This window comes from Streptomyces flaveolus (assembly GCF_000716535.1).
Taxonomy (GTDB): domain Bacteria; phylum Actinomycetota; class Actinomycetes; order Streptomycetales; family Streptomycetaceae; genus Streptomyces; species Streptomyces flaveolus_A.
Genome location: NZ_JNWV01000020.1, coordinates 268719 through 285548, shown reverse-complemented (window position 1 = coordinate 285548; position 16830 = coordinate 268719). Strand labels below are relative to the sequence as shown.

Annotated in this window: 11 protein-coding genes and 1 pseudogene; 4 read left to right on the top strand and 8 right to left on the bottom strand. The window is 71.7% G+C overall.

Going from position 1 to position 16830, the window contains the following annotated elements:
* Positions 1 to 51: 51 nt before the first annotated feature.
* The 8 genes and pseudogenes from OO52_RS49830 to OO52_RS22870 all read right to left on the bottom strand — a co-directional run.
* Positions 52 to 186, bottom strand: a pseudogene (locus tag OO52_RS49830) (MFS transporter); the annotation flags it as partial.
* Entirely contained in the window at positions 183 to 3059 is a 2877-nt protein-coding gene (locus OO52_RS22900; RefSeq protein ID WP_030645753.1) for a glycoside hydrolase family 2 TIM barrel-domain containing protein, read from the bottom strand. The pseudogene OO52_RS49830 and the gene OO52_RS22900, both read right to left, overlap by 4 nt.
* Before the next feature lie 12 nt (positions 3060 to 3071).
* Positions 3072 to 3938: a carbohydrate ABC transporter permease gene (locus OO52_RS22895; protein ID WP_030645752.1), complete on the bottom strand. Its 867-nt coding sequence runs from the start codon at positions 3936 to 3938 to the stop codon at positions 3072 to 3074.
* Entirely contained in the window at positions 3935 to 4900 is a 966-nt protein-coding gene (locus OO52_RS22890) for a carbohydrate ABC transporter permease (protein ID WP_030645751.1), read from the bottom strand. Before OO52_RS22890 ends, OO52_RS22895 begins: the two co-directional genes overlap by 4 nt.
* Positions 4901 to 4920: 20 nt before the next feature.
* The gene (locus tag OO52_RS22885) at positions 4921 to 6183 is read right to left on the bottom strand and encodes an ABC transporter substrate-binding protein (RefSeq protein ID WP_030645750.1); all 1263 of its coding nucleotides are present in this window, start codon (positions 6181 to 6183) and stop codon (positions 4921 to 4923) included.
* Between the two features lie 241 nt (positions 6184 to 6424).
* Complete coding sequence (locus OO52_RS22880) at positions 6425 to 8326, bottom strand: glycoside hydrolase (protein ID WP_420711410.1); 1902 nt, start codon at positions 8324 to 8326, stop codon at positions 6425 to 6427.
* 11 nt (positions 8327 to 8337) lie between these two features.
* Complete coding sequence (locus OO52_RS22875) at positions 8338 to 9588, bottom strand: ROK family transcriptional regulator (RefSeq protein ID WP_030645748.1); 1251 nt, start codon at positions 9586 to 9588, stop codon at positions 8338 to 8340.
* Positions 9589 to 9746: 158 nt separating this feature from the next.
* The gene (locus OO52_RS22870) at positions 9747 to 11039 is read right to left on the bottom strand and encodes an FAD-binding protein (RefSeq protein ID WP_030645746.1); all 1293 of its coding nucleotides are present in this window, start codon (positions 11037 to 11039) and stop codon (positions 9747 to 9749) included.
* Positions 11040 to 11149: 110 nt separating this feature from the next.
* Between OO52_RS22870 and OO52_RS22865 the strand changes: the two genes are divergently transcribed.
* The 4 genes from OO52_RS22865 (at position 11150) to rsgA (ending at position 16774) form a co-directional block, all read left to right on the top strand.
* On the top strand, positions 11150 to 12157 hold the full coding sequence (locus tag OO52_RS22865) for a hydroxyacid dehydrogenase (RefSeq protein WP_030645744.1): 1008 nt from the start codon (positions 11150 to 11152) through the stop codon (positions 12155 to 12157).
* A 191-nt stretch (positions 12158 to 12348) separates the two neighbouring features.
* On the top strand, positions 12349 to 13701 hold the full coding sequence (locus OO52_RS22860; protein ID WP_030645741.1) for a radical SAM protein: 1353 nt from the start codon (positions 12349 to 12351) through the stop codon (positions 13699 to 13701).
* Between the two features lie 247 nt (positions 13702 to 13948).
* Positions 13949 to 15424 carry a cellulose-binding domain-containing protein gene (locus OO52_RS22855; protein ID WP_030645739.1) on the top strand — a complete coding sequence of 492 codons (1476 nt, stop codon included), beginning with the start codon at positions 13949 to 13951 and terminating at the stop codon, positions 15422 to 15424.
* 255 nt (positions 15425 to 15679) lie between these two features.
* Positions 15680 to 16774 (top strand): ribosome small subunit-dependent GTPase A, encoded by a 1095-nt coding sequence (rsgA, locus tag OO52_RS22850; RefSeq protein WP_030645738.1) that lies wholly within the window; start codon positions 15680 to 15682, stop codon positions 16772 to 16774.
* The last annotated feature ends 56 nt before the right edge of the window (positions 16775 to 16830 follow it).

The following is a 16830-nucleotide window of genomic DNA, read 5'->3' as shown; positions in this document are numbered from 1 at the left end:
CACGGGGCGTCCCTCCCGATCACCCGGATCAGTGCCGCCGTCGCCAGCGGCGCGCGGGCCCGGGACCGCCGGGCCGTACAGCGCCTGGAGCGTGCCGATGAGGACGAAACCCACGCAGGACGCGACCGCGGCCGGCCGGGAGAAGAGCCGGCCGGCCGCGGTGGGCGCCAGGACCGTGCCGGTCACCTGGTCTCCGCGGTGACGGCCGGGGAGAAGACGAACGAGAACTCCGCCGGCTCGGCCCTCAGGTGGTACTGGGGCAGCGGGGCAGGGCCGCAGGACTGGGAGCCGATGCCGTGCTGGCCGTGGTCGAGATTGACCCAGACGCCCGCGCCGGAGCCGGGCACCAGGTCCGTGCGGTGGGCCGCCGCGTCCAGTTGCTCGGTGGTCCAGCGGCGGGCGGTGAACCAGTACGCCGGGTCGCCCTCGACGCGCAGGCCGCCCAGCTCCGCCCAGCGGACGTCGATCCGCGCGCCGTTCTCCTGGGGGCGGACGTACGGCGTCTGCATCTCGTCCACCGTCGACTGCCAGAGAGCGATCCGGGACGCCGTCCGCGTGTCCGGGTACGCCTCACCGGGCCCGCCGCCGTACCACCGCACCCGGTCGGCCGTGGCCAGCCCGAAGCGGATGCCGAGGCGGGGCAGCGGGACGGTCCAGTCGCCGTCCGGGACGGTGGACACGGCCAGCCGGAGCCGCTCCCCGTCCGACGTCCAGCGGTACACCGTCGACAGCCCCAGCTCCCGGGCGGCCGGCGCCACCCGGGTGCGGACCGTCAGCGCGTCCTCGCCGAGCTCGACCGCGTCCAGGCGGTGCCGCATCCGGTGCAGGCCGAGCTTGCGCCACAGCAGGCCGTAGCGCAGGTCGCTCTGCCAGGCGGCACCGTCGTCGTTGTCGGTGGTGGCACGCCACACGTCCAGACGCAGACCGGTGACCGGTACCGCGCCGATCGTCCGCAGCGCCCCGGTGCGGGCGTCGAAGACGGCCGGGCCGAGGGTGATCACCCCGTCACCGGGTGCCGGGCGGGCGGTCGCGGCGACGTACGGCCTCCGGCGCGCGGACACCGGTAGCTGGCCCCAGGCGACGACGTGGTCCCGCGGCGCCCAGGAGGTGGCGGAGGCGAGCACGGCCCGGACGGTCCAGTGCGCCTCGCCCGCCGGGGCACCGGCCGGCACGGCGGGCAGCTTGACCTCGGCGGACTCGCCGGGGGCCAGCGCGGGCACCGACAGGCTGCCCGAGTCCACTGTCTCGCCCTCGACCTCGTACGACCACGAGAAGGCCAGCGCCGACAGGTCCGCGAAGTCGTACTTGTTGGTGACACGGAGGGTGCCGGCCGTGCCGTCGCCCGTGACGGCGACCGGTTCGACGACCTTCTTGTACTCGACCAGGCCGGGGGAGGGCCGCCGGTCCGGGAACAGCAGGCCGTCGCAGACGAAGTTGCCGTCGTGCAGCTCCTCGCCGAAGTCGCCGCCGTAGGCGTAGCCCAGCTCGGGGTGGGCGATGCCGTGGTCGATCCACTCCCAGACGAAGCCGCCCTGGAGCCGGTCGTGGGCCTCGAACAGCCGCTGGTAGTCGGCGAGTCCACCGGGACCGTTGCCCATGGCGTGCGCGTACTCGCAGAGGATGAAGGGGAGTTCGCGGCGCCTGAGTGGTCCGCCGTCCAGACGCCGGCCGATCCGCTCGACCTCGGCGTGGTTCGCGTACATCCGTGAATAGACGTCCGTGTCACGGCAGGTGTGGTCGCCCTCGTAGTGCACGAGCCGGGAGGCGTCACGGGCGCGGATCCACTCGGCCATGGCGGTCAGGCCCCGGCCGGTGCCGGCCTCGTTGCCGAGCGACCAGACGACGACCGAGGGGTGGTTCTTGTCCCGCTCGACCATACGGGCCGCCCGGTCGAGCAGGGCCGGGGTCCAGCGGTCGTCGTCGACGGGGTTGTCCCGCCAGCCCTGCTCGGTGAAGCCGTGCGTCTCCAGGTCGCACTCGTCGATCACCCACAGGCCGTACTCGTCGCACAGGTCGAGGAAGGCCGGGTGCGGCGGGTAGTGGGAGGTGCGGACGGCGTTGATGTTGTGCCGCTTCATCAGCAGCACGTCCTCGCGCATGGTCGCGAGGTCGAGGGCCCGGCCCTTCTCCGGGTGCCACTCGTGCCGGTTGACGCCCTTGAAGAGCACCGGGCGGCCGTTCACCTTGATCAGGCCGTCCGACAGCTCCACCGTGCGGAAGCCGATGCGCAGCGGCACCCGCTCGCCCTCGGTGGCCAGCACGCCGTCGTAGAGCCTCGGCGTCTCCGCCGTCCACGGCTCGGCCGGGACGGTCACCGGCTCGCCGGCCGGGACGTCGACACCGAGGTCCGGGACGGTCACCCGGCCCGGCACGTCGGAGTCGACGCGCAGGGTGCCGGTGCCGGACACGTGGTCGTAGGAGGCGTGCACGAAGAAGTCCCGGACACCGCCCGCCGGGCGGTGCAGCAGGGTGACGTCCCGGAAGATGCCCGGCAGCCACCACTGGTCCTGGTCCTCCAGGTACGAGCCCGCCGACCACTGGTGGACGCGCACCGCCAGCACGTTGCCCGAGGTCCTCAAGAGCGGGCCGACCGCGAACTCGTGCGGCAGCCGGGAGCCCTTGAACTCGCCCAGCTCGGTGCCGTTCAGCCAGATCCGGGCGCAGGACTCCACGCCGTCGAAGCGCAGTACGGCCTCGCCGTCGGCCGGCCAGTCCGAGGGCAGGTCGAAGACGCGCAGGTGGTCGCCGGTCGGGTTCTCGGTCGGCACCCGGGGCGGGTCGACCGGGAACGGGTAGAGGTGGTTGGTGTAGACGGGGGAGCCGTGGCCCTGGAGCACCCAGTGGCCCGGGACCGTGACCTCCGCCCAGTCGCCGGCGTCGAACCCCTCCGCCGCGAAGGAGTCGTCCTGGGCGTCGGCCGTGTCCGACAGCCGGAAACGCCAGCCGCCGTCGAGGGAGAGGGACGGGGCGTCGGAGGACGCGTACCAGGCGCGCGGCGGCAGCGCCCCGGACCCCGGGGAGACGTCCTCGACGTAGTCGGTGCGGGTGTGGAAGGACATCGGTCTCCTAGTTCAGCCCTTGATGCCGGTCTGCGCGATCCCCTGCACCAGCCAGCGCTGGAGGAAGAGGAAGACGAACAGCAGGGGCAGGATCGAGATGGCGGTCGCCATGAAGATCAGGTGGTAGTTGACGGTCTGGTTGGTCATGTACGACGACAGCGCGACCTGGACGGTCCAGGCGCTCGGGTCCTGGCCGATGACCAGCGGCCACAGGAACGAGTTCCAGCCGCTGATGAAGGTGATGGTGGCGATCGCCGCGAAGAAGTTCAGCGAGTTCGGTACGACGACCCGCCAGTACGCGCCCCAGTAGCCGAGCCCGTCCACGCGCGCCGCCTCCTCCAGCTCCTTCGGGAACCCGAGGAAGTACTGCCGGAACAGGAAGCAGGTGAAACCGCTGAAGAGGCCCGGGATGATGAGACCGCGGTAGCTGTCGACCCAGCCGAGGGACGACACGAGGACGAAGCTGGGCACGAAGGTGACGGCCGTGGGGACCATCAGGGTCACCAGCACGGCGTAGAAGATCTTGTTGGCGTGCCGGTACGGGATGCGGGCCAGGGCGTAGCCGGCGAGGGAGCAGACGAGCAGCGTGCCGACGGTGTGCAGGATGCCGACGACGAGCGAGTTCGCCATCGACCGGCCGAAGTCGACCGTGGGGTCGTCGAACGGCTCGGTGATGTTGCCCCACTGGATGTGGGTGGGGAAGAGCTTCCAGTCCTCGCCGGTGATCTCCGGGTCGGTGGAGAGGGCGTTGCGGACCAGGACGTAGAACGGGACGAGGAAGAGCAGCGCGGCGACGCCGGTGGCGATGTACAGCCCGGTGGAGCCCATCACCCCGCCGCGCCGGACGCGCTCGCGGGGCTCGGGTGCGGTCGCGGTCACTTGGACTCGTCACCCCTTCCGAAGCCCATGATCCTGCCCTGGAACAGGGTGACGACGCAGATCAGCACGGTCAGCAGCATGGCGCCGGCGCTGCCCTTGCCGTAGTTCTGGTCCTGTCCGAGGGCGGTGTAGTACAGGTCGACGAGCGGCGGGCGGCCCCAGGTCGTCTTGGACAGCAGGTTGAAGAACTCGTCGAAGGCCTGGTAGGCCGCCACGAGCAGCAGCAGGATCACGGCCGTGGAGGTGGCCCGGAGCTGCGGCAGCGTGATGTGCCGGAAGGTCTGCCAGCCGGGCTTGGCGCCGTCGATGGAGGCGGCCTCGTACAGCTCCCGCGGGATGTTCTGGAGCGCGGCTAGGAACAGGATCATGTAGAAGCCGGACTGGAGCCACAGCCGGGCGGTCACGATGACCAGCCAGTACCACGGCGGGTCGGGGTTGGCGAGCCAGGCGATGTTGTCCACGCCGAACCAGCCGAGGACGGTGTTCGCCAGGCCGAAGCGCACGCCGTTGAAGAGGGACATCTTCCACACCAGGGAGGCCGCGACGTAGCTGCACGCCGTCGGCAGGAAGAACACCGACCGGTAGAACGCCCGCATGAACGTCAGCCGGTTCACCAGCAGCGCGAGGCCGAGGGAGACCGCCCAGGTGGTGGGCACGATGAACGCGGCGAAGACGGTGAAGGTGACGAGCGAGCCGGTGAACTGGCTGTCGGCGAGGATGTCCCGGTAGTTGCCCAGACCGACGAAGTCGCTGGGTGTGACGGTGAAACGCGCCTCGAAGAAGCTGAGGTAGAGGCTCCAGACGATGGGCACGTAGACGAAGACGATCAGCCCGATGAGGAACGGGCCGGTGAAGAGCCAGAAGTGGAAGGTGCCGCTGCCCCGCAGCCCCCGTCGTGGCCGTGCCTTGGAGACCTCGGCCGGGGCGGGGCCCGTCAGGCCGCGCGTGGTGGTCGTAGACATGTCGTGATCCGTCCGGCGGCCTATCCGAACAGCTTCTTCAGCTCGGCGTTCACGGTCTTGTCGCACTTGTCGAGCGCGGCCTCCGGGTCACCGCCCTTGCGGACGCAGTCGGCGAACAGGTTCTCCGTGGCGGTGATCATCGCCTGGGTCCAGCCGATGTTGTCGAAGTGCCCGAACTCGTTGAAGAGCTTCACGCCCTCCGCCGGCAGGCCCGACTTCAGCTTGCTCGCCGATCGGGCGATGGAGGTGCGGGGCGGGATGTGGAAGCCGTACGAGGTCGCCCAGTCCTCCTGGTACTTCTTCTGGTCGATCCACAGCCACTTCACGTACTCCTTGGCCGCGTCGACGTGCCTGCCCTTGGCGTTGACGAACATCGACCAGCCGCCGTTGTAGACGGACGGCTTGCCGGCGTCGGTGACCTTCGGGAACGGCATGACGCCGAGGTCGTCGCCGAGGGTCTGCTGGAACTGCGGCATGGCCCACATGCCGCAGAACTGGATGGCGGTGAGGCCCTGGTTGAGCGCGGAGGGGTCCCAGAAGTCGGCCGGGGCGTCCAGCAGCAGATGGCCGCTGGTGAAGAGCTTGCGCATCTTCCTCAGGCCCTCGACCACGCCGTCCGTGTGGTAGGCGATCTCGTTCTTCTCGTTCAGGGTGTCCGCGCCGGCCGACCAGATCAGCGGGTTGATCACCGCGTGCAGGTCGTTGCCGAGGAACAGGCCCTTGACCTTGCTGGTGGTCAGCTTGGCGGCGGCCTCGATCAGTTCGTCGAGCGTCCGCGGCGGCTCGACGCCCGCCTTCTCCAGCAGGGACTTGCGGTAGAAGAAGAACTGGGGGTCGTCGATCATCCGGACGCCGTAGATCTTGCCATCGGCCGTGTGGGACCTGATGTCGGCCTGGTTGAAGTCGTCCTTGACCGGCCCGACGATGTCGGTGAGGTCCGCCACCTGGCCGCTGCGGACGAGCTGGATCTGCGGGTGGAACTCGAACAGGTCGGGCGCCTGATCGGTGAGCAGGGACGCGAACAGCTTGCTCTCGAAGTTCGAGCCGGTGATCCACTGCGTGGTCACGCCGGCCTTGGAGTACGCCTTCGCGTACCGCTTGATCGCCTGCTCGGTGCCCGGCTCCCCGTACGCGTGGAAGTACTGGACGAGCTGCTTGCCCGAACCGGAGCCACCGCCCCGGCCGTTGTTGCCGCCGCACGCGGCGAGCGTGCCGGCTGCGGCCAGGCCCGCGGCGGCGCGGAATATCGAACGGCGGTCCCAGGTGCTGCGCTGTGCCGACATGGTGGCGTCCTTGTCTGTTCGGGTGCGACTGCGGCTCTCACCCCGGCGGCCGCGAAGGCCTCGCATCGGGGCGTGGTGCGGGACGCTAACCTTCGGCTAAGCCTTCGGCAAGGGGTTGGACGAAGCCCGTGCGAGTTGTTGTACGCGGTTCGGGATCGCGAACACCCGTCCGGAGCAGGCGAGATGAGGGCCGCCGGGTCAGGGGAGTGACCGGCGGCCCCCGGTCGGGGAAGCGGTCGCGCTACTGCCTGGTCCAGGCCTCGTTGGCGCCGCCGGTGCAGCGGTAGAGGATCACCCTGGAGCCGTCGGCCGTCGCCTGTCCGCTGACGTCCAGGCACTTGCCCGACGCGTCGTTCACGATCTGCCCGTCGGCGTTCAGCAGCCAGCGCTGCGTGCCGTCACCGCTGTACGCGGCTGAGGCCGTGAGCCCCGAACTCCCGGCCGTCAGATAGCCGTTGGCGCCCTTCAGGGTGCCCCTCGCGTCGTACGACCAGGACTGCCCCGCGGCGCCCGTGCAGCCGGTGATCGTGGCACCCGAGGCATCGGCCGTCAGGCACTTGCCGGACTGCTCGCCCACCAGGGCACCCGTCAGCGCCGAACTCCCGTGTCCCTTCCGGTCGAAGACGTACGTCGTGATCGAACGGGCCGCGAGCGTCGCGGACACCGTGCCGCCCGCGACCGAGGGCTTCGCCACCTTCGCCCAGTTCTCGTCGGCGGAGGTCCGTACGGCCCGGGTGGCCCGCCCCGGCGTCCGGCTGTTGAAGTGCAGGTTCAGCGCGGTGTCGGTCGCGTTGTGGTTGTTGACCACGACCACCCAGTCGCCGTTCCCGTCGTACGCGGACACCTCCACGCCGTCCGGCGCGCCGGTCACGTCGTGCAGGGCCGCGCCCGGCCGGACGAACCTGCTGTACTGGCCGAGCGCGTAGTAGCGCTTGGTGACGTACAGGGTCTGGTTGCCGTTCTTCGCGTAGTCCGGGTCGTAGTAGATCAGGCCGTCGTTCCAGCCCTCGTCGTTCCGGGCCGTCGGATCGCTGCCGATCATCTCCGACAGCGCCACCCACCACTGGAACGCCGAGTCATGGGCGGTCGCGAAGTCCTTGTAGACGATCCTGGACAGGCTGAGCCCGCCGTCGATCGTCGGGTCGTACTCCTGCGCCCAGCCCGTTCCGCCCTTGCCGAAGCAGCAGATCTCCGTCGACCAGGACTCCTTGCCGGCCGCCCTGGACGTCTCGTACACCTGCGCCCGGTCGGCGTCGCCCGGGTTGTCGTACGTGTGGTGGGCCAGCTTGGCGACGTACTGGGCCGTGCCCGGCTGGGAGATCCACTGCGGGACCTCGGTGTTGAACTTCACCGTGCTCGTCGACTCGTCGGCGATGATCGTCGCCTTCTGGTGCCGGGCCCGCTGTTCGGCTCCGAGCGCGCGCACGATGTCGTCGCGCTGGGGGACGTCGACGAGCATGCCCTCCTGGCCGCACGAGTCGAAGCTGTTCGTCGGCTCGTTGAACGGGCTGATGTAGTCCAGCCGTACGCCCTGCCCGGCGAAGTGGTCGGTGACGTCGGCGACGTACTTCGCGAAGTCCTGTTCGTTCTCCGCCTTCAGATGACCGCCGCAGCTCTTGCCGTTCGTCTTCCACGCGGCCGGAGCGCTGTTGACGAACCCGATCAGGTCCTCGACGCCGTACTCGGCGGCGGCGCGGAGGAAGTAACGGCCGGCCTCGTCCTTGCTCCAGTCGTAGCCGCCGTCCGGGTCCAGGAAGTCCTCGGGGGCGCGCGGCGCGTACGTCACGCCGGTGCCGCCACCGCCGATGTTGTAGCGGTACGAGCTGAGATCCAGGCCGTCCTCGGAGAACAGCAGCCGGGCGACCCGGGCCCGGACCTTCGGGTCGAAGTTCTTCAGGTCGTTGACCCACCAGGCGCCGGACGCGCCTATGTTGTCGATGGTCTGGGCGGCGTGGGGGGAGACCTCGGCGGTGGCCGGGGCGGCGGCGGTGCCGGCGGCGCTCGCGGGCGGGGAGCCGAGCAGGGCTCCGGTGACGGCCAGCGCGGCCGAGGCCGTCAGCAGGACCGGTCTGTGGGTGCGGGGCCGAGGCATCCGGGGCCGGGAAGCGGGGGGCCGGGAGGTGTGGGGGTCGGACACGTGCATCCCTTCCGTCGTCACGAAGGCGGTGCGGTACGGCTCCTTGCGGTTGCGGTGGTGCGCTTGGTGCTGGTCCGCTGCCCGACGGACTGCAGCGCCCCCTCCAGCGCGAACGTGGCCGCGCCGAGGGACACCGGGTCGGTGGGGATCGGGGAGAGGACGATCTCGGTGGCGGCCAACGGCCGGCCCAGGGCGTGCCGGGCGACCGCCCGGCGGACCTCCCCGAGCAGCGGCTCGCCCAGCCGGGAGGCCACCCAGCTGCTGAGCACGACCACTTCGGGGTTGAGCAGATTGATCAGGTCGGAGATGCCGGCGCCGAGGTAACGGGCCGTGTCCCGGACGACCTTGAGCGCGACCGGGTCGTCCTGGGCGACCGCGCGGGCCAGCGCGTCGATGGTGGCCGTCTGGTCCCCGGGGTGCAACAGGGCCGAGCGCGGGTCGAGTTCGCGCAGGTTCTGCATGATGCCCGGTGCGCCGACGTAGGTCTCCACGCAGCCGTGGTTGCCGCAGTGGCACAGCCGGCCGTCCAGCACGAGCGTGGTGTGCCCCCACTCGCCGGCGCTGTTGCTCACCCCGCGGTGCAGCCCGCCGCCGAGGGCCAGACCGGCGCCCACCCCGGTGCCGAGGTTGACGACCACGGCGTCCCCGCGGCCCCGCGCCGCCCCGAACCACAGTTCGGCCACCGCGCAGGCCCGCAGCGGGTTGTCCAAGTACAGCGGGTAGGCGATGTGTTCGGCGAGCAGGTCCAGCAACGGCACGTCGTGCCAGTTCCAGTTGGGCGCGTACTCCGCGACCCCGGTGTCCCGGTCGACCTGGCCCGGCACGCTCACCCCGACGCCCAGCACCCGGGCCGCCTCGATGCCGGCCTGGGCGACCACCGAGCCGACCGCGGCGGCGACGTGCCCGACCACCTGCTCGGGGCGGCTCTCACCGGGCCGCATGTCCTCGTCGGCGCGGGCCAGCACGTCGAGCGCCAGGTCGAACAGCTCCACGTGGACGTACGTCTCGGCGATGTCCACGCCGATCAGCGCGCCCCCCGACGCGTTGACGGCGACCAGCCCCCGGGGGCGGCCCCCGGCCGAGTCCTCGAACCCGACCTCGGTGATCATGCGGAGGTCCAGCAGCTCACCGACGAGCGTGGCCACCGTGGCGAGGCTCAGCCCGGTGGCCGCGGCCAGCTCCTGACGGGAGGTGGGAGACTCGGCGATGATCTGGCGCAGCACCTCGTAGCGGTTCGCGGTGCGGATGTCACGTGAGGTGCGCTTCACGTGGCTGCCCCTCCCCTGCCGTACGGACCAGTGCGGGCCGGGGCGGCTTCGGCACCGGCGCGGACGTCAGGCTATGGGCTGGGAGGGACTTTCGACAAGGGGTTTGGAAAGGGGGTGGAGAAAGCGGGGCGTGGAGGAAGTGCCCCGCCGAACGGCCGTCAGCGGTCGAGGAGGTCCCGGACGAAGGCGTTGGCGAACGTGCCGGAAGGGTCGAGGACGCGCACCAGGTCCCGGAAGTCGGCGAACCGCGCGTACCGATCGCGCAGTACGGCCGAGGGGGTCTGGAAGACCTTCCCCCAGTGCGGGCGCGGGTCGAACGGCTCCAGCGCCTCCTCCAGCCGGCGCACCACCGGCAGCACCGCCGCCTCGTCCCGCACCCAGGTGAAGTGCAGCGCGACCGAGTCCCGTCCGTGGGCCGGGCTCAGCCACTGCGCGTCGGCGGCGATCGTCCGCACCTCGCAGGTCTGCAGCACCCCGGCGACCGTTTCCCGGATGCCGTCGACCGCGTGCAGCGCGTCCAGCGCCGCCGACCGCGGCAGCAGGTACTCCGACTGGATCTCCTCCCCGCTGCTCGGCGTGAACTCCGCCCGGAAGTGCGGCAACCGCTCGTGCCACGGCCCCGGCACACCGAGCTGCTCGGTGCAGTTCGCCGCGGGCATGCCCGGCACCGGGTGCTGTGGCTCCGTCGCGGGCGCCGCCCACGGGAAGTCCACCGCCGGCCGGTCCGTGCGCCGCTTGACCCACACCTGCCGGAAGCCCGGCCGCCGCCAGTCCGTGAAGAGGCTCACGCTGTATCCCGCGGCCGCCACGGCCTCGAAGTCCAGGCCGTCCAGCGGAAGTTCGGTGTAGACCCGCTGCTCCACCTCGTACGCCGGCTCCAGGTCGAGCGTGAGCGCGGTGACGACGCCCAGCGCGCCGAGGGAGGTGACGACACCGTCGAACCGCGCGTCGTCCCGGCCCGTCGTCCCGGTCGTCCCGGTCGCGGTGACCATCTCCACCTCCCGGACCGCCGACGCCAGCGGGCCGTTGGTCACGCCCGAGCCGTGCGTGCCCGTCGCCACCGAGCCGGCCACCGAGATGTGCGGGAGCGACGCCATGTTGGACAGGGCGAGACCGTGCGCGTGGACCGTGCGGGCCAGTTCGGCGTAGCGGACCCCGCCCGACACCCGGACCGTACGCGCCGTCGTGTCGACGTCGATCGTCTGCGGCAGCCCGGCGGTGGACACGAGGATGCCGTCCGGGCCCGGGTCGGCGATCCGGTTGAAGGAGTGCCCGCTGCCCAGTATCCGCACCCGCGTGTTCCCCGCCACCAGCGCCGCCAGCTCCTCCGGCGTGCGCGGACGGTGGAACTCGCGCGCCGCGTACGTGACGGTGCGTGCCCAGTTGGTGACCGCGCCCGTGCCGGTTCCGCCCGTCCCTGTGGTCCCCGTCGTCCCTGCGGTCTCAGCCATGCCTGCGTCCCCTCCTGGAGCGTTGCGTCTCCGTTGACCCTCTCATTCGCCGCCACCTACGGTAGAGACCGGTTGCTGTCCGAGCGTCACCGAGCCGGAAGGTCACCTCCTTGCCCGAGCGTCCCCAGGCGCTGTTCGCCATGACGGCCCGGAACACCCCGCTCGTCTTCCCGCCGGAGCTGCTCGCCCGGCTGCGCGCGTGCGTGGAGATCGATCCCGCTCTGGTGGCGCACGACTTCACCGAGGCCCGGGTGCGGGAGGTCCTCGCCCGCACCGAGATCCTGATCACCGGCTGGGGCTGTCCCCGCCTGGACGCCGCCGTCCTGGACGCCGCGCCGAAACTGCGCGCCGTGCTGCACGCGGCCGGCTCGGTCAAGGGCTTCACCACGCCCGAGGTGTGGCAGCGGGGCATCGCCGTCTCCTCGGCCGCCGCCGCCAACGCCGTGCCCGTCGCCGAGTACACCCTCGCCATGATCCTGCTCACCGGGAAGGACGTCTTCGCCCTCCGCGACCGGCTGCGCGACCGGCGGGCCTTTCCCTACGGCGACGTCCTGCCCGGCATCGGCAACCACGGCCGCCGCGTCGGCATCGTCGGCGCCTCCCGGATCGGCCGCCGCCTGCTCGAACTGCTCCGCCCGTACGACCTCGCGGTCACGCTCGCCGACCCGTACGTGGACGCCGCGGAGGCCGCCCGGCTCGCTGTGCCGCTGCTGCCGCTGGACGAGCTGCTGCGCACCTCCGACATCGTGACGCTGCACGCCCCGCAGACCGCCGAGACCCGTCATCTGATCGGTGCCCGCGAACTCGCCCTCATGCCCACCGGATCCGTGCTGGTCAACACCGCGCGCGGCGCCCTGGTCGATCACGAGGCGCTGATCGCGGAGCTGCGCGCCGGACGCCTCAGCGCCGTGCTGGACGTGACCGACCCCGAACCCCTGCCCGCCGACTCCCCGCTGTACGACCTGCCGAACGCCTTCGTCACCCCGCACCTGGCCGGCTCGCAGGGCAACGAGGTGGCCCGGCTCGGACGGGTCGTCGTGGAGGAGGCCGAGCGCCTGTCGGCGGGCGAGGGTCTGCGGTACCCGGTCGACCCCGCGGAACTGGGACGGACGGCCTGAGCCCTCGGCACGCCCGTGGCCCTCCGCGATTCCGCGCGCACGGCGAGCCGGAACGACGGCACCCCGTCAATTCTCCGCGAACTCTGACACAAGGGGCGTAACGGTAGGATCGCCGGGGCCCCGGCACGGGTCCGCCGGTGGCGGGGGCATACGGTGAGAGGCGTACGCCTGAGCCGGGAGGAGACAGACGGATGGGCAGTCGTACCGCGCTGGTCGAGGATCTGATGGAGCGGTTCCCGCAGGTGCCGCGGGAGGCCGTCTTCAAGGAGGACCTGCTCCGGGGTGGTGTCGCCTTCGACAGATCTGCCCTCAGCGACAACGAGGACGGTGACGTCAAACCGAAGTCGTACTTCATCTTCTCCTTCGACCACGGCACCCTGCCCGAGCTGGGCGAGGCCGCGCTGCGCCGGCCCCCGGAGGAGATCATCCTGACGGGAGGCCCGTACGACCTGCGGCGCACGGTCGTCTCCGTACGGGTGAACCCCGCCTCGCCGTACCGGGTCGCCGCCGACGAGGAAGGGCTGCTCGGGCTGTACCTCGACGGCAGGCGCATCGCCGACGTCGGCGTGCCGCCGATGCCCGAGTACTACCGGCACACCCTCTCCAACGGGAAGTCCGTCATGGAGGTCGCGCCCACCATCCAGTGGGGCTACCTGATCTACCTCACCGTCTTCCGGGTCTGCCAGTACTTCGGCGCCAAGGAGGAGTGCCAGTACTGCGACATCAATCACAACTGGCGCCAGCACAAGGCCGCCGGCCGGCCCTACACCGGCGTCAAGGACGTCGAGGAGGTCCTGGAGGCGCTGGAGATCATCGACCGGTACGACACCCAGAAGGCGTCGACGGCCTACACCCTCACCGGCGGCGCGATCACGTCGAAGGTGGCGGGGCGGGACGAGGCCGACTTCTACGGCCACTACGCCAAGGCCATCGAGGAGCGCTTCCCGGGCCGCTGGATCGGCAAGGTCGTCGCGCAGGCGCTGCCCAAGGCCGACGTGCAGCGGTTCAAGGACTACGGCGTGCAGATCTACCACCCCAACTTCGAGGTGTGGGACCGCCGGCTGTTCGAGCTGTACTGCCCCGGCAAGGAGCGCTACGTCGGCCGGGACGAGTGGCACCGCCGCATCCTGGACTCCGCCGAGGTGTTCGGCGCGCGCAACGTGATCCCCAACTTCGTGGCGGGCGTCGAGATGGCCGAGCCGTTCGGCTTCACCACCGTCGACGAGGCCATCGCCTCCACCACCGAGGGCCTGCGCTTCTTCATGTCGCACGGCATCACCCCGCGCTTCACCACCTGGTGCCCCGAGCCCACCACGCCGCTCGGCAAGGCCAACCCGCAGGGCGCGCCGCTGGAGTACCACATCCGGCTGCTCCAGGCCTACCGGCAGACCATGGACGACTTCGGCCTGTCCTCCCCGCCCGGCTACGGCCCGCCCGGCCCCGGCCGCGCGGTCTTCTCGGTCAGCTCCTTCATGGACAGCCTGCCCGCGGACGGCACGTCGGCGGAGGGGACGGAGACGGGGGAGGAGCCCGTCCGGGTGTGACCCGTCGAGTCCCGGCGAGGTCCGGGTGCGACCCGGTGAGCAGAACCGCGTCCACGTCCGTACCAGAGGCCGGAGTTGCGGGCTGACCGCCTCACGCGCGCCCGCCACCACTGTCGGTAGCCGGATGTGAACAGGCCGCTTGTCAGTTGTGGCGGAAGCGTGAAAGGCTCTGTGCCCTGCCGCGGGGTTCCCCGCAACTCCCTTTTCCCTTTGGTGAGTTGCCCTCGCTCGTGGATGCAGGAGTCCCATGCCCGACCTGCCGATCCCTCAGGACGACACCGAGGCCGCGCTGTTCTCCGAGTGCTGGGACGCGGTGCTCGCGTACGCGGACCTGTGCACCTCCGGGTCCCTGACGGCCCACCAGCTCGCCACCGAGGCGTTCACGCTCGGCATGCGCGAGGTCCGCGCCGCCGCGAGCACCCATGTGCGCGGCGCCGGCAGCCGCACCGCACGGCTGCCGACGATCCCGGCGCTGCTCACCGCCGTACGCACCACCGCCGCCGCCTGGGAGGCCGACGGGCAGGGGCACAAGCTCGACCCCGAGCTGCGGCTGTGGCTCAACTCCGAGAACGCCGCCCGGTTCTCCGGGCCGCCGCTCGGGCGGCCGGTCGCGCTGCGGGGCCTGCGGGACATGCAGGAGGCGGACGCCGCGCTGCTCTGGCTGGCCGAGGTGGAGGCGCTCCCGCTGCCCACCGTGGCCCGCCGGCTCGGCCTGGACCCGGCCACCGTCGCCGACGAACTCGACCAAGTACGCGGCCTGTTCCGGGACCGCTGCCACCGCGCCCACCTCGACTCCCCGATGGACGCGCAGTGCCGCAGCTACGCCCGCCTGCTGGACGCGGTCACCCGCTCGCCCACCGCCGAGACCCCCGGCGACCTCTCCCGGCACCTCGCCACCTGTGTGCGGTGCGCCGAGGCCGCCGCCTGCCTGCGCCTGCACGGCGGCGGACTGCCCGGCGCGCTGGCCGGCGGAGTGATCGGCTGGGGCGGCCTCGCCTACCTCGAACGGCGCCGCCGCGCCACCGAGGTCCGCCTCGGCGCGGGCCGCCCGGGCGGCGCCGACCCCGACGACCGCGAGGAGGGCACGGGCCGCAGCCGCGTGCTGCGCGGCGGGCTCCTCGCCGCCGCGGTGCTGCTGTCGGCGCTGGCGCTCGGCGTGTCGATGGTGCCGTTCGGCGGCTCCGGCGACGACACCGCCGCCGCCCAGGACGACCGGCTGCCGGTCGCCGTCCCGGGCGTCTCCCGCACCGCGGCGCGCCCCACCGCCACGGACTCCCCTTCCGCCCCGGCCTCCGCGACGCGCACCGAGGGCCCGCCCGCCCGGCAGAAGCCCGACCCCGAACCCCAGGGCACCTCCTCCGCCACCCACCGCGCAGGCCCCACGAGCGCCCCCGCCACCACCCGGTCGGCCGGCTGCCGGGTCGCCTACGAGCTGGACAGCCAGTGGCCCGACGGCTTCCAGGCCACCGTCAGCGTCACCACCGACGAGGCCCTCACCGGCTGGGCGGTGTCCTGGACCTTCCGCGACGGCCAGCAGGTCGGCCAGATGTGGGACGCCACCGTCCACCAGGACGGCCCCCGAGTCACCGCCACCGCCGCCGACTACAACAAGGCGGTCGCCGCGCACGGCACCCTGTCCTTCGGCTTCCTGGGCTCCTGGGCGGACGCGAACCGCACGCCGTACCGCTTCACGCTCAACGGCTCGCCCTGCACGGTGGGCTGACCGCGAGAGCGGAACGATTCCGGCCGTGCGGAAAACGCTTTGACGTACCGGCCCGTCCACGGGCTACAGTTGCCGGGCACGCCGAGGTGGTGTGCGGACGCGCGAGCGAGGACGAGGAGGTGTCGACAGATGGCTGTCACTGTGCTGGGCGCTGCCCTCATCCAGGAACTCATCAAGTCCACCTCCGTGGCCGCCGGCTGAACCGACCGCGCACCGTACGCGCCTGCCCGGGGCCACCCTTGTGAAGGGTCTCCCTTGACTTCCACCTCCGCTGCTTTCTCCGCACTGGCTCCCTACGGCTGGGACGAGTCCTGGGCCGAGGCGTTCGCCCCGTTCGAGGCCGACGGGCTGCTGCCCGGACGGGTCGTCCGGGTCGACCGAGGACAGTGCGACGTCGTCACCGCGGACGGCACCGTCCGCGCCGACACCGAGTTCGTCGTGCCCCGCGATCCGATGAAGGTCGTGTGCACGGGGGACTGGGTCGCCGTCGACCCCGGCGGCGACCCCCGGTACGTGCGCGCCTACCTGCCGCGCCGCACCGCCTTCGTCCGCTCCACCTCCTCCAAGCGGTCCGAGGGTCAGATCCTCGCCGCCAACGTCGACCACGCCGTCGTCGCCGTGTCCCTCGCCGTCGAACTGGACCTCGGCCGCGTCGAACGCTTCCTCGCCCTCGCGTGGGAGTCCGGCGCCCAGCCCGTCGTCGTCCTCACCAAGGCCGACCTCGTGCCGGACCCGGTCACCCTGGCCCACCTCGTGCAGGACGTGGAGACCAGCGCGCCCGGCGTGCCCGTCCTCACCGTCAGCGCCCTGCACGGCGACGGACTCGACGTGCTCGTCGCGCTCGTCGGCTCCGGTACGAGCGTGCTGCTCGGCCAGTCCGGCGCGGGCAAGTCCACCCTCGCCAACGCGCTCGTCGGCGCCGACGTCATGGAGGTGCAGGCGGCCCGGGACGTCGACGGCAAGGGGCGGCACACCACGACCACCCGCAACCTGCTCGCCCTGCCCTCCGGCGGGGTGCTCATCGACACGCCCGGGCTGCGGGGCGTCGGCCTCTTCGACGCCGAGACCGGCGTCGGGCAGGTGTTCACCGAGATCGAGGAGCTGGCCGGGCGGTGCCGGTTCCACGACTGCGCCCACGAGTCCGAGCCGGGCTGCGCGGTGCGGTCCGCCGTGGAGAACGGGGAACTTCCACAGCGGCGGCTGGAGAGCTACCGCAAGCTGCTGCGGGAGAACCAGTGGATCGTCGCCAAGACCGACGCGCGGCTCCGGGCCGAGATCAAGAAGGACTGGAAGCGGAAGGGAGCCGAGGGGAAGGCCGCGATGGAGGCGAAGCGGGGCCGGTGGTCGTAGGAATCCGCCGGCCGTGCCCGTCAGCTCCACGTCCGATTTCCGCTAGCCGGTCACCC